12 protein-coding genes and 1 pseudogene are annotated in these 11,848 nt (G+C 49.0%); 2 read left to right on the top strand and 11 right to left on the bottom strand.

Translation table 11 applies throughout. The features are described 5' to 3' along the window. The first annotated feature begins 275 nt into the window (after nt 1-275). Complete coding sequence (gene msrB, locus M5E81_RS04985; protein ID WP_249748018.1) at nt 276-1,247, top strand: peptide-methionine (R)-S-oxide reductase MsrB; 972 nt, start codon at nt 276-278, stop codon at nt 1,245-1,247. Between the two features lie 31 nt (nt 1,248-1,278). On the opposite strand, the pseudogene M5E81_RS04980 reads toward msrB, so the two are convergent. The 11 genes and pseudogenes from M5E81_RS04980 to M5E81_RS04930 form a co-directional block, all read right to left on the bottom strand. Then, nucleotides 1,279-1,437: pseudogene (locus tag M5E81_RS04980) on the bottom strand (transposase); the annotation flags it as partial. A 220-nt stretch (nt 1,438-1,657) separates the two neighbouring features. Further along, nucleotides 1,658-1,924 (bottom strand): 30S ribosomal protein S15, encoded by a 267-nt coding sequence (rpsO, locus tag M5E81_RS04975; RefSeq protein WP_009145254.1) that lies wholly within the window; start codon nt 1,922-1,924, stop codon nt 1,658-1,660. A gap of 155 nt (nt 1,925-2,079) precedes the next feature. Beyond that, complete coding sequence (locus tag M5E81_RS04970) at nt 2,080-3,003, bottom strand: bifunctional riboflavin kinase/FAD synthetase (RefSeq protein WP_249748017.1); 924 nt, start codon at nt 3,001-3,003, stop codon at nt 2,080-2,082. 2 nt (nt 3,004-3,005) lie between these two features. Further along, nucleotides 3,006-3,881, bottom strand: coding sequence for a tRNA pseudouridine(55) synthase TruB (gene truB / locus M5E81_RS04965; RefSeq protein ID WP_009145252.1), 876 nt, complete (start codon nt 3,879-3,881; stop codon nt 3,006-3,008). Nucleotide 3,882: 1 nt separating this feature from the next. Next, nucleotides 3,883-4,833, bottom strand: a complete 951-nt coding sequence (locus M5E81_RS04960; protein WP_009145251.1) for a DHH family phosphoesterase — start codon at nt 4,831-4,833, stop codon at nt 3,883-3,885. Then, a complete protein-coding gene (rbfA, locus tag M5E81_RS04955) occupies nt 4,826-5,203 on the bottom strand; it encodes a 30S ribosome-binding factor RbfA (protein ID WP_021720223.1) in 378 nt (125 codons plus the stop codon). Before rbfA ends, M5E81_RS04960 begins: the two co-directional genes overlap by 8 nt. 106 nt (nt 5,204-5,309) lie before the next feature. Then, complete coding sequence (infB, locus tag M5E81_RS04950) at nt 5,310-7,862, bottom strand: translation initiation factor IF-2 (protein ID WP_249748016.1); 2,553 nt, start codon at nt 7,860-7,862, stop codon at nt 5,310-5,312. Nucleotides 7,863-7,946: 84 nt separating this feature from the next. After that, nucleotides 7,947-8,243, bottom strand: coding sequence for a L7Ae/L30e/S12e/Gadd45 family ribosomal protein (locus M5E81_RS04945; RefSeq protein ID WP_009145248.1), 297 nt, complete (start codon nt 8,241-8,243; stop codon nt 7,947-7,949). Then, complete coding sequence (gene rnpM / locus M5E81_RS04940; RefSeq protein WP_040565027.1) at nt 8,230-8,502, bottom strand: RNase P modulator RnpM; 273 nt, start codon at nt 8,500-8,502, stop codon at nt 8,230-8,232. Before rnpM ends, M5E81_RS04945 begins: the two co-directional genes overlap by 14 nt. Then, nucleotides 8,502-9,575 (bottom strand): transcription termination factor NusA, encoded by a 1,074-nt coding sequence (gene nusA, locus M5E81_RS04935; protein WP_009145246.1) that lies wholly within the window; start codon nt 9,573-9,575, stop codon nt 8,502-8,504. Before nusA ends, rnpM begins: the two co-directional genes overlap by 1 nt. Before the next feature lie 24 nt (nt 9,576-9,599). Beyond that, complete coding sequence (locus M5E81_RS04930) at nt 9,600-10,079, bottom strand: ribosome maturation factor RimP (RefSeq protein WP_230197141.1); 480 nt, start codon at nt 10,077-10,079, stop codon at nt 9,600-9,602. Between the two features lie 389 nt (nt 10,080-10,468). Between M5E81_RS04930 and M5E81_RS04925 the strand changes: the two genes are divergently transcribed. Next, nucleotides 10,469-11,662: a pyridoxal phosphate-dependent aminotransferase gene (locus M5E81_RS04925; protein WP_249748015.1), complete on the top strand. Its 1,194-nt coding sequence runs from the start codon at nt 10,469-10,471 to the stop codon at nt 11,660-11,662. Nucleotides 11,663-11,848: the final 186 nt, after the last annotated feature.

The following is an 11,848-nucleotide window of genomic DNA, read 5'->3' as shown; positions in this document are numbered from 1 at the left end:
TCCGCCTTATTCTTATTTACAAAAAGGACAAATAGTTTTCATTGAGTAATCATGATTATCCATTGACATAGAATATTATTTTCTGCTATCTTAAAGATATAAGCAGTTCTCAGCCACTCACCCCACGATACAGGAAGGAGCGTGCCGTCATGCTAAAAAAATCTGTCATTATTCTCGCAGGAATGTTGCTTTTAATTACCAGCTGCTTTGCCAACACACGTATACAACAATCTGCTAAACAACAACTAATCCCCAAGGTCAAGGAGGTCACAATTATGGATTTTTCCCAAGAAAAAGAAAACGTTATCTATCTTGCAGGAGGCTGCTTCTGGGGGTTGGAAAAACTGATGCAATCCATACCTGGCGTAATCGATGCCCAAAGCGGTTATGCCAACGGCACAGGCAAAGCAGATGCCAAGTATCAGACAATCTTGGGCGGGAAAACTGGTTTTCGCGAAACCGTGCGTGTTGAATACGATCCGGCAAAGGTAAGTCTTGACCATCTGCTCTTGGCATATTTTTACGTTATTGACCCAACAGTCCTCAACAAACAGGGTAATGATACCGGAACACAGTATCAGACTGGCATCTACTATACCAATACACAAGTGCAGGCTGTCGTAGAACGTATCGTGGAACTGGAACGCGGTCGTCATAAGGTATTTGCAGTCGAAGTCGGACCACTGAAAAACTATTATCCGGCAGAAGAATATCATCAGAACTATCTTGATAAAAATTCGGGCGGATACTGCCACATATCGCCTGCCAAAATCAAACTGCTCAGCAGTTTGAAAATTGATGCCGGTGCCTACAAAAAACCTGCTGCCGAAACTATACGCGATAAGCTTACCGCAGAACAATTTCAGGTAACACAGCAAAACGGTACCGAACGACCGTTCCACAACGAATTCTGGGATAAATTTGCCAAAGGCATCTATGTTGATATCGTAACCGGCGAACCGCTCTTTTCTTCAACCGACAAATATCAGAGCAGCTGCGGCTGGCCCGCCTTTACCAAGCCTATTGAAGCACCTTTGCTAGTCGAACGCAAGGATACAAGCTATGGTATGGTACGCACCGAAGTGCGCAGCCGCAGCGGTGATTCGCATTTGGGCCATGTTTTCACCGGTGACCGCGAATCACCCAACGGTGTACGTTACTGCATCAACAGTGCTTCCCTGCGCTTTATCCCCTACGAACAGATGGAATCCGAAGGCTATGGCTATCTGTTGGACCTTTTCAAATAATACTCTCTAATCAGGCATCATATGACTTTGATATTTTTACACCCTTGTACGAACATAGCCGTTTAAAAATTTCTATTAAATCCTCACGGTATTGATTATAAATGATTTTTCGTCTATACTTAGGTGTAAAGACTATATGATATTTGCATACCCATTTTGAATGCGATAATTCGTTAGTTTTATTTGCCATTAATACGTCATTCCTTTCTTTGCAATAGTGACTTGAACACTTACTATTGTATATCGGAATGACCTTTTTTTGTATAACAAGCAATGCGTACCCGCATAGCGGGTGGTTCTGTGTGAAGCACTCTCTCATTTCTTTGAAAAGAATCTCGATAGCGCTCCACGGACTAAAGCCACATAAAAAAAGTCCGCCCTTGCGGACGGACTTTTCAGCATAAACCGGATTATTTACGGATACCCAGTTTAGCAATGATTGCACGATAGCGCTCGATGTCTTTGCTAGCCAGGTAGTTCAGCAGGCCACGACGTTTACCTACCAGTTTCAGCAGGCCACGACGGGAATGATGATCTTTTTTGTGCTCTTTCAGATGCTCGGTCAAATATTTGATGCGTTCGGTCAGAACTGCGATTTGTACCTCAGAAGAACCGGTGTCACCTTCATGACGTGCGTTTGCCAGAATTACTGCTTGTTTAGCTTCGCTAGTTAACATTGTTTGTTTCCTCCTAAAATTTCAAATTGCCATAAGCGTAGCAGCCGTTGGAGAATCGAACTGCCAGGCCTTGGTTCAAATACTATGATAGTATACCATATCTTGCCACTGTATAGCAAGTATTTTGTAAAGATTTTTATACAAACAGCTTTAATTTACCGCAATGTCGCTTCGCAGTCATGCTTATCCTGTGCCAGCTGCTGCTTGAGCTGCTCAATGCCGGCAAATTTTACTTCACCGCGGATGCGCTGCACAAACTGCACTGTGAGCTGCTTACCGTAAAGGTCACCGGTAAAATCAAAGATATTCGTTTCCAGACGCGGTTGGGCAACATCGCCAAAGGTCGGATTGTAACCAATATTGGCCATGCCGTGATAGCTTTTGCCGTTGACAATCACCCGCACAGCGTAAACTCCCCCCAGAGGAACCGCAACATGTGCATCCTCCAGCTCAATATTGGCCGTAGGATAACCAAGCAGTCTGCCACGCTCGTTGCCGTGCGCCACCGTGCCACTGATGCTGTAGCTGCGCCCCAGCATTGCTGCTGCCTCTGCTACCTCACCGGCAGCAATCAGCTGACGGATAGCGGTGCTGCTGATAACGGTTGCACCCTCGCTTACCAGCTCGCGCACAATCAGCTCAAAGCCCATGGCCTTGGCAGAAGCAGCCAGCGTATAGACAGTTCCCTGTCCGCGGCAGCCGTAGGTGAAGTTGGCACCGACTACCAGACAGCTGTAATCAAGCTGCTGCAGTCGCTGCAAAAACTCCTGCGGCGAAAGATCTGCTACCTGCTGATTAAAGGGAATGTCCACCAGCACATCCACGCCAAGCTGCTGCAAAAGCTCCTGCTTTTGCGCACCTGTTATCAGCGCCGACGGCACCATGCCCGGACGAATCCATTCAAAGGGATGGTTGCTGAAGGTAAATACCGCCAGCTGCGAATTACATTCACGCGCCTTCTCCCTTGCGGTTTCAATTACATCAAGATGACCGCGATGCAGGCCGTCAAAGGTACCCAATGCTACCACACAGGGAGCGGAAAATTTATGCAGTTGTTCTAAAGAAGTAATAATCTCCATGCTTATTCCTCTGGCATCGGGTAATGCTCTAAGATTTTTTCTGCCTGCAGGCGCTCCTGCTCACAGCGGACGATGCCTAAGAATTCATCCCCCGGCCCCAGCAGTACGTATCTGCCGTCGGCAGTCTGCGCCACCGTGGTGCGTACACCGTTAGTGATACGCGCCGCCTGACGCGCGTTCACCTTGAGCTTAGGCAGCTCGGCAACGGCAGTCAGCGGCTCTGCGGCACAGGCTTCGGGATTCTCCGCGATTTCCTGCAGCGTGCAGGCCTTGTCAATCGTGTAGGCTCCCACCTGCGTGCGCAGCAAAAAGCTCATCGTACCGCAGGTTCCCAGCGCCGTCGCCAGGTCCTCGCCCAGAACGCGGATATAGGTACCCTTGGAGCAGGCCACGCGCACAGTAAAGCTGTTTGCCGTATAATGCAGAAGCTCCAGCTTATAGATCTCAATAGGACGTGCGGTGCGTTCCACCTCTACGCCCTGACGTGCCAGCTGATACAGCTTTTTGCCGTTGATTTTGATTGCCGAATACATCGGCGGCAGCTGCAGCTGCTTGCCGGTAAATTGCGCCAGCACCGCTTCTAGCTCCTGTTTGCCGAATGCAGGCACAGGCATCGTTTTGACAACCTCACCGCTGTCATCGCCGGTAACTGTCTGCGCACCCAGCGTAAATTCGGCAATATATTCCTTGCGGCCTTCCACAGCGAACTCCAGCAAACGGGTCGCACTGCCCGCAAAAACAGGAAGAACTCCTGCCGCGTCAGGGTCAAGAGTTCCCCCATGTCCGATTTTCTTTGTGTTAAGCACGCGCCGCAAAAAGCCGATAACATCGTGCGATGTCATCTGTGGTGGTTTTAATACATTAAAAATTGCGTCCATATTAAACCAATTTGCCCAATGCTTCCAGCAGCTGAGTGCGAGCCTCCTCTACCGGTGCATAAATCGTACAGCCTGCTGCCCGCAGATGACCGCCGCCGCCGAAGGCTACAGCCACAGCGGATACGTCAACGCTCTTGGAGCGCATGCTCACGCGCGTTACCGCCGGCTCAACGGCCTTGAACATAATAGCTACGTCAACGCCCTCAATATAGCGCGGGTAGGACACAAAGCTGTCGGTCTGGACATCCTTGTCATATAAATCGTTGGTAATTGTGAGATAAGCAATTTTGCCTTCATAAGCGAAGGTCAGCGAAGGCAGTACCTTGGCCAGCATCTCTACCGTATCACGGGAACGCACGTCCAGTGCATCGCTGATTTCGTTAGGCTGCACGCCGTATTCCAGCAGCTTGGCAGCATTACGCATAGTTTTCGGCGTAGTGTTGGCATAGCGGAACGAACCGCAGTCTGTGCTGATTGCTGTATAAAAGCAGGTAGCAATTTCCTTATCAAAGGGCCATTGCATAGCCATGAACAAATCGCACATTACCTCGCCCACGGCTGCTGCCTTGGCATCCAAGTAGAGATATTCGGCAAAGCGTTCGTTGGAAATATGGTGGTCGATGTTCAGCAGTATTTTTGCTTCTACAACCTCGGACACCAGACCAATACGGTCAAAGGAGCTGGCATCAATAACTACCAGCAAATCCGTCTGCAGCTTGCTGCCCTCTACCGGGCGTTCACACAATTCAATACCGGGAATAAAGCTAAAGCTTTTATTGATAACGTCATCACAGAAAACAGTAACCTGCTTGCCCTGTGCCAGCAAAAAGCGTGCCAGTCCCAAAGTGGAGCCCAAGGTGTCACCATCCGGGCTTACATGGGTGCACAGCACGATTTTTTCTGCCGCCAGCAGCATAGCGCCTGTTTCCTGCAGGCTAAGCTCCTTACTCATGCTCTGCTTCCTCGGCTGCAGGCTTTTCTTCCTGCTTAATCTTATCTAAGATGCTCTGAATATGCGCACTGTATTCTGCGGATGTATCCTTCTGCAGAATCAGGGTTGGTGCAAAGCGCAGGCGGATACGTTTGGCGATTTCCGTACGCATAAAGCCTAATGCCTTGTTCAGAGCCTTCCAGGTTTCATCCTGTTTATCCTTGGGACCATACATGCTGATGAAAATCTTGGCATAGCTCATATCATCTGTCAGCTCCACGCCGGTTACGGTAACAAACTGAATACGCGGATCCTTGACATCATGCAGCAGCATTTTGCTGATTTCATGCTTGATGGCCTCTTGTACTTTTTCTACTCTAAGTCTTGCCATTTTCTTTTCCTCTATAATATAGATACAGACTGACGTACAGGCAGCAGCTGCGGGGAATGCGGCTTTTGCGGCCGGCATTCCTGCGCAATGTGCCTTATGCGGCAGACTATTCTACTGCGATTTCTTCCATGTCGTATACTTCAAAGATATCGCCCTCTTTAAGGTCGCTGAATTTCTCTAAAGTGATACCACATTCAAAGCCTTGGGCAACTTCCTTCACATCGTCCTTGAAGCGGCGCAGAGATTCGATAACGCCTTCGTGAACTACGATGCCGTCACGGACAACACGAACCTTGGAGCTGTTGGTAACCTTGCCTTCAACTACATAGCAGCCGGCAATCTTCAGCTTGGAAATAGTAATCAGCTGACGGATTTCTACGCGGCCTTGAATAACCTCTTTGAATTTAGGAGCAAGCATACCCTTGATAGCAGCCTCAACATCGTTGAGTGCGTCGTAAATTACACGGTAGGTGCGTACGTCAACCTTCTCGGTTTCGGCAGCCTTACGCGCGTTAGCGTCAGGACGAACGTTAAAGCCGATAATCAGTGCGTTGGCAGCGGATGCCAGCATTACGTCGGACTCGGTGATAGCGCCTACGCCTGCATGGACAACGGCAACCTTAACCTCATCGTTTTTGATTTTCTCAAGGGATGCCTTCAATGCTTCGATGGTACCCTGAACGTCAGCCTTAACAACGATGTTCAGCTCTTTGATTTCGCCTTCTTTAATGCGTTGGAACAGGTCATCCAGAGAAACCTTGGAGTTCAGCTTGATTTCCTCTTCCTTCTTCTTAGCGATACGTTTTTCGGCAACGCCGCGGGCAGTCTTTTCATCGGTGCTGTCCAGAATATCGCCGGCAGCCGGTACATCGTTCAGGCCCAGTACCTCTACAGGGGTAGAAGGCAGAGCCTTCTTAACTTTTTCGCCACGGTCATTAATCATTGCACGAACCTTACCATAGGAGGTGCCGGCAATAATGGTATCACCGATATGCAGAGTACCGCGTTGTACCAGGACAGTAGCAACCGGGCCACGGCCTTTATCCAGCTGTGCCTCGATGATGGTGCCGTGAGCAGGCAGATTCGGGTTAGCCTTCAGTTCCTGCATTTCAGCAACCAGCAGAATCATTTCGAGCAGGTCGCTGATGCCGGTTTTCTGATGTGCGGACACCGGTACCATGATGGTGTCGCCGCCCCAATCCTCAGGAATGAGCTCATGCTCTGCCAGCTGTTGTTTAACGTGATCCGGATTTGCGCCCGGACGGTCGATTTTATTGATAGCTACAATGATAGGTACCTTTGCGGCCTTAGCATGGTTGATAGCCTCGATGGTCTGCGGCATTACACCGTCATCTGCTGCCACAACCAGAATTGCAACGTCGGTTACCTGTGCGCCGCGGGCACGCATAGCTGTGAAAGCTTCATGGCCCGGGGTATCCAGGAATACAATCTGCTTGCCCTGGTAGTTTACCTTATAAGCACCGATGTGCTGGGTAATACCGCCGGCCTCGCGGGAAGTAACGTTGGTTTTGCGGATAGCGTCCAGCAAGGAGGTTTTACCATGGTCAACGTGGCCCATAACGGTAATAACCGGCGGACGCGGAACGCGTTTTTCAGGCGGATCGTCAACCTCGGGAATCTCTGTCGGATCCTCTTCCGGAGCCTTCTGGCCAACTTCTACGCCGAAGTTGTCGCCGATAAGCTGTGCGGTATCGAAATCGATATCCTGGTTGATGGTAACCATTACGCCCAGCATAAACAGAGCCTTGATTACTTCATTAACCTCACGCTTAATGAGCTTGGAAAATTCCTGTACATTGATGGATTCGCCGATTTCAACGTAGGTCGGACGAACGATTTCTACCGGAGCCTGTTGTTGCTTCGGTGCGGGCTTCTTGCCGCCGCGGTTTATCGGCATCTGATGGCCGGCGCTGCGGTTTGGACGGCTTTCGCGGGTAGCGTAGCTGCCCTTAATCTGCAGCTTGTTGTCCTTACGGCTCTTGCCTGCGTTGCGACCGCCCTGACGGTTATCGCGACCGCCTTCGCTGCGACCGCTACTGCGGCCTTCGCTGCGGCCACCGCTAACCTGTGCACGGCTTTCGCCATGTACGCTCGTGCCCTGCTGGCTCTTAGGACCTACAAAGATACCGCCCTGGCGTTGTTGGCCGTTGCGGTTACCCTGACGGTTGCCCTGACCGCCCTGCTGACCGTTGCGGTTTTGCGGACGGCCTTCGTTACGGCCGCCTTGGCGGTTGCCCTGCTGGCCACCGCGGTTTTGCTGCGGACGGCCTTCGTTGCGGCCACCCTGACGATTTTCGTTACGCCCTTGTTGAGCGTTGTTGTTATTGCGTTGATTTTGTTGCTGATTTTGTTGCATATTCCTCTGTCCGTTATTCCTATTCATATTGTTATCGTTTCTTTTAGCTGTATCCTGCGGACGCGCAGGAGCAGCCGGTTTGCTGACATCACGTTTTTCCGTCTTCGCCGGTTTGGGCGGTTCTGGTTTTTTATCGTATGCTTTACGGATAACAGACATAGCCTTGTCATCAGCTGCACTAAAATTAGTTTTTTCGATATTATTTTTCTTCAACAGGTCAATGACCTCATTTACCGGTTTGCCATAATCCTTGGCAACCTCATATATTCTTTTATTACCCATTCATCCACCTCCAGACCAGATAATAAGAAGCAGATTCATCTGCGAAGCTCGCGCAAGCTGCGCAGACAACTGTGATTTAAATCATTATTTTTTCAGCAGCATGTTGGCAAAATTCGCATCGGTAATAGCCACAGCTATTCTAGGTCCTTTGCCGATCGCATAGCCCAGCTCATTGCGCGTCAACAGCTCAATGACCTGCACGCCTGCCATCTCTGCCAGGAAATAAATTTCCTTTTTTGAATTAGGGGCAGCATCTTGTGCCAAAACAAGTACCTTGACCTTGCCGCTTTTTAAGGCAGCACGCACAGCTACATCACCGGAAGCGGTTTTGCCGGCTTTTTGCGCCAACCCTAAAGCAAAAGCAACATTATTGCCTGCCATGCTCGAAATCCTCCAGCAGCTGCTTGAGTACATCCTCGCCGATAGGTCTCTCTAAAGCGCGCTCCAGACGTTTCTCCTTTACGGCCTTGGTAATGCATTCCTTATCGGGGCAGACATATGCGCCGCGTCCGTTCTTCTTGCCGGTGAGGTCAAGGCTGACCTCGCCCTCAGGTGAACGTACAACGCGCAGCAGAGCCTTTTTATCCTTCATTTCATTGCAGCCTAAGCATTTACGCTGCGGAACTTTTTTAACCTTCATCATGCTTCTTCCACGGGAGCAGGCTCAACAGCAGCCTCTTCGGCAGCCTGAGTTTCGCTCTTAATATCAATTTTCCAGCCGGTCAGCTTAGCAGCCAGGCGGGCATTTTGGCCTTCCTTGCCGATAGCCAGGGACAGCTGGTAATCCGGTACGACAACGCGGCAGATTTTGTCTGCTTCGTTAACGTTTGTCTTGACAACCTTTGCCGGGCTCAGAGCATTGGCAACATATTGTGCCGGATCTTCACTGTATTTTACAATATCAATCTTTTCACCGCGCAGCTCGTTAACGATAGTCTGTACGCGCATGCCCTTGTGGCCTACGCAGGCACCTACAGGATCAACATTGCTGTCAGCGGTATATACGGAAATCTTGGAGCGCATACCGGGCTCGCGGGCAACGGATTTGATTTCAACAACGCCGTCATGGATTTCCGGAACCTCCAGCTCAAACAGGCGCTTCAGCAGGCCGGGATGAGTACGGGAAACCATAATCTGCGGTCCCTTGTTGGTGCGCTTAACCTCAACAATATAGGTTTTCATACGCTCATGGTATTGGTAGATTTCACCGGGAATCTGCTCGTTCGGAGTCAGCACGGCTTCAACCTTGCCCAAATCGATATAAACGTTTTGGTTTTCCATGCGCTCGATAATACCGGTAACGATATCATTGGCACGGCTTTGGAAGCGTTCATATACCTGTCCGCGCTCTGCCTCACGGATACGCTGTACAACAAACTGCTTAGCGTTTTGGGCAGCAATACGGCCGAAGTTTTTCGGAGTAACCTCAACCTCTACGATATCGCCTGCAAGATACTGCGGGTTGATTGCCTGAGCATCCTCCAGAGTCATTTCGTTAATGCCGTCAGCCTCGCCTTCAACTACAGTGCGCTGAGCATATACATGGATTTCACCGGTTTCTTTATTCATTTCAACACGGACATTCTGGTTTGTGCCGGTGTTCTTCTTGTAAGCAGCAACCAAAGCGTCATCAACAGCCTGGAACAAAAGCTCGGGGTCAATACCCTTTTCCTTTCCTAATTCCTGGATTGCTGAGATAAAATCTGCGTTCACTTAATAAGCCTCCTATTTCTTAAATTAAAAGTCTATATGCGGTCTGATATTCGCAATCAGCCTACGTTCAATGCGGTCAGGATTTTTGAATTCCTTGCCTTTAATAATCTTTTTAACCTGTACAGCTTCGTCATCATGTGCTACCAGAATACCGGTCAGATTTTTCATTCCCTCCCACGGAGTATAGAACATAATGTCAACCTTGGTGCCGTAGGCAGCTTCAAAGTCCTTGTCCTTCTTCAGCGGACGGTCAATGCCCGGAGAAGAAACCTCCAAAAAGTATTTGTCGGGAATAGGATCCTCTGCATCCAGAATCTCCGTCAGCTTTTCGCTCACCATCTGGCAGTCATCAATTTCAACTCCACCAGGCTTATCGAGAAAAATCCGTAGGTACCAGTCCTTTTCACGCACATATTCTACATCAACCAGAGTAAGTCCGGTATCCTGCAGAAGGGGGTCTACCATTGCGGTAATCAGTGCTTCAACTTCTTTTGCCTGCATCATTTTCACCTCCATATTAAGTTTTTCTTTCTGTATTAACCTTGCGGCCAACACCTGCCTCTGCCGCAAATGCGTCAGAAACATCATAATAAGCGGAAAGAGCGGGCTTTAAACCCACTCTTTCACAAGTCATACTTATTTTGGCTATCCTTATTATAGCATCTGTTGACAAGTCTTGCAAGTAGCTTACGCTATATCTAGTTATTATATGTTAAATTTTATACAGAAAAATGCTAAATCTGCCACGTAAAATGTATACACTATGCTTTCCCTTGTCAGTGGCAAAAATATCTGCTACAGTAATATAGTAAACAGATAGAGATTGTGGAAAAAGTGTCAGTTTGGACAAGGGCGCTTTATCGACAAGCTTTTTATGAAAGGTGGTATTTTTTATGTCCTATAATTTTGATGCTGCTGTTTCTCCCTTTATTAAAGCACTGCCTCCCTCCGGTCTGGCAAAGTTTCTTGATATTATGGCCGCTAACCCCAACATCGTGCCTCTCAGTGTAGGCGAACCCGATTTTGATATTCCGCAGGCTGTCAAGGATGCCGAAATCAACAGCATCTGCGAAGGCAAAAGCTGCTACACTCCTACGCTCGGCCTTTTGGAGCTGCGCGAGGCAATTGCGGATGATATCCATAAAAACTACGGCGTTAAATACGATCCTAAAACCGAAATCATGGTAACCGTCGGTGTCAGCGAAGCACTGTACACCACTATTACTACCATTATGCATCCCGGTGACGAAATTATTCTTCCCGAGCCCTGTTACGTTGCCAACAAGGTCTGCGTTATTCTGGCAGGCGGCAAGCCCGTTTCCGTAGAAACTTATCAGGAAAACGGCTTTGTGCCCACCATTGAAGATCTGGAAAAGGCTGTTACGCCCAAGACCAAAGCTATTATGCTTGGTTATCCCAATAACCCGACCGGCGCTATTATGAGCAAGGAGCAGATTAAGGCTATCGGTGATTGGGCTGTAAAGCATGACCTGATTGTCATCAGCGACGAGCTTTATGCTCATCTTACCTATGGTGGCAAAACGCACACCATGTTCACCTCCTTCCCAGAATTCCGCGACCGCACCATCATTTTCAACGGCTTCTCCAAAGCCTACGCTATGACAGGCCTGCGTCTTGGCTATATCATGGCACCGGCAGCAATCATCAACGCTATGAACATCCTGCATCAGTATGTTGTGCTCTGCCCCAACGTTACAGCACAGTACGGCGCGATTGCGGCACTGAAATACTGCCGTCAGGACGTTGACAATATGGTTGCCGAATACAGCCGCCGCCGTCAGATTATGATTGACGGCTTCCACAAGATGGGTTTGCCGCTGTATGAGCCCAAAGGCGCCTTCTATGTTTTCCCCTGCATCAAGGAAACCGGCCTTTCCAGCATGGAATTTGTTGAAAAGCTGCTGGAGGAGCAGGAAGTTCTCGTAATCCCCGGCAACATCTTCGGTGCCGGCGGCGAAGGCTATATCCGCTGCTCCTATGCTTACAGCGAAGAAATCCTGCATAAGGCGCTGGAGCGCATCGCCCTCTTCGTAACGAAATACAGAAATCTGAACAAAGCGAAATAACTGTTATGCTGACTCCTTATTAGACAAGCTGATTTGCTGAGGAGTATAATATAAACAGCTAATAAAATATTAGCCGATGATTTTGGTATTTATCTAATCCCTTCCACTTCGTCTCACTCCTTCCGTGAGACACAAGGCAGAAAAAAACACGGTGCATAATGCCCGTGTTTTTTTCTTTTGCATCGG

The sequence above is a fragment of the Phascolarctobacterium succinatutens genome (assembly GCF_023497905.1).
Classification (GTDB): Bacteria; Bacillota; Negativicutes; order Acidaminococcales; family Acidaminococcaceae; genus Phascolarctobacterium_A; species Phascolarctobacterium_A succinatutens.
This window is presented reverse-complemented; position numbering and strand designations above follow the sequence as displayed.

Bases quoted from the DNA above. Each gene is read 5' to 3' on its own strand.
- rbfA (WP_021720223.1), bottom strand. From the start codon at position 5,203: ATGGCAAGACTTAGAGTAGAAAAAGTACAAGAGGCCATCAAGCATGAA.
- M5E81_RS04945 (WP_009145248.1), bottom strand. From the start codon at position 8,243: ATGGCAGGCAATAATGTTGCTTTTGCTTTAGGGTTGGCGCAAAAAGCC.
- rnpM (WP_040565027.1), bottom strand. From the start codon at position 8,502: ATGAAGGTTAAAAAAGTTCCGCAGCGTAAATGCTTAGGCTGCAATGAA.
- M5E81_RS04960 (WP_009145251.1), bottom strand. From the start codon at position 4,833: ATGAGTAAGGAGCTTAGCCTGCAGGAAACAGGCGCTATGCTGCTGGCG.
- truB (WP_009145252.1), bottom strand. From the start codon at position 3,881: ATGGACGCAATTTTTAATGTATTAAAACCACCACAGATGACATCGCAC.
- M5E81_RS04925 (WP_249748015.1), top strand. From the start codon at position 10,469: ATGTCCTATAATTTTGATGCTGCTGTTTCTCCCTTTATTAAAGCACTG.
- M5E81_RS04970 (WP_249748017.1), bottom strand. From the start codon at position 3,003: ATGGAGATTATTACTTCTTTAGAACAACTGCATAAATTTTCCGCTCCC.
- M5E81_RS04930 (WP_230197141.1), bottom strand. From the start codon at position 10,079: ATGATGCAGGCAAAAGAAGTTGAAGCACTGATTACCGCAATGGTAGAC.
- msrB (WP_249748018.1), top strand. From the start codon at position 276: ATGGATTTTTCCCAAGAAAAAGAAAACGTTATCTATCTTGCAGGAGGC.
- infB (WP_249748016.1), bottom strand. From the start codon at position 7,862: ATGGGTAATAAAAGAATATATGAGGTTGCCAAGGATTATGGCAAACCG.
- rpsO (WP_009145254.1), bottom strand. From the start codon at position 1,924: ATGTTAACTAGCGAAGCTAAACAAGCAGTAATTCTGGCAAACGCACGT.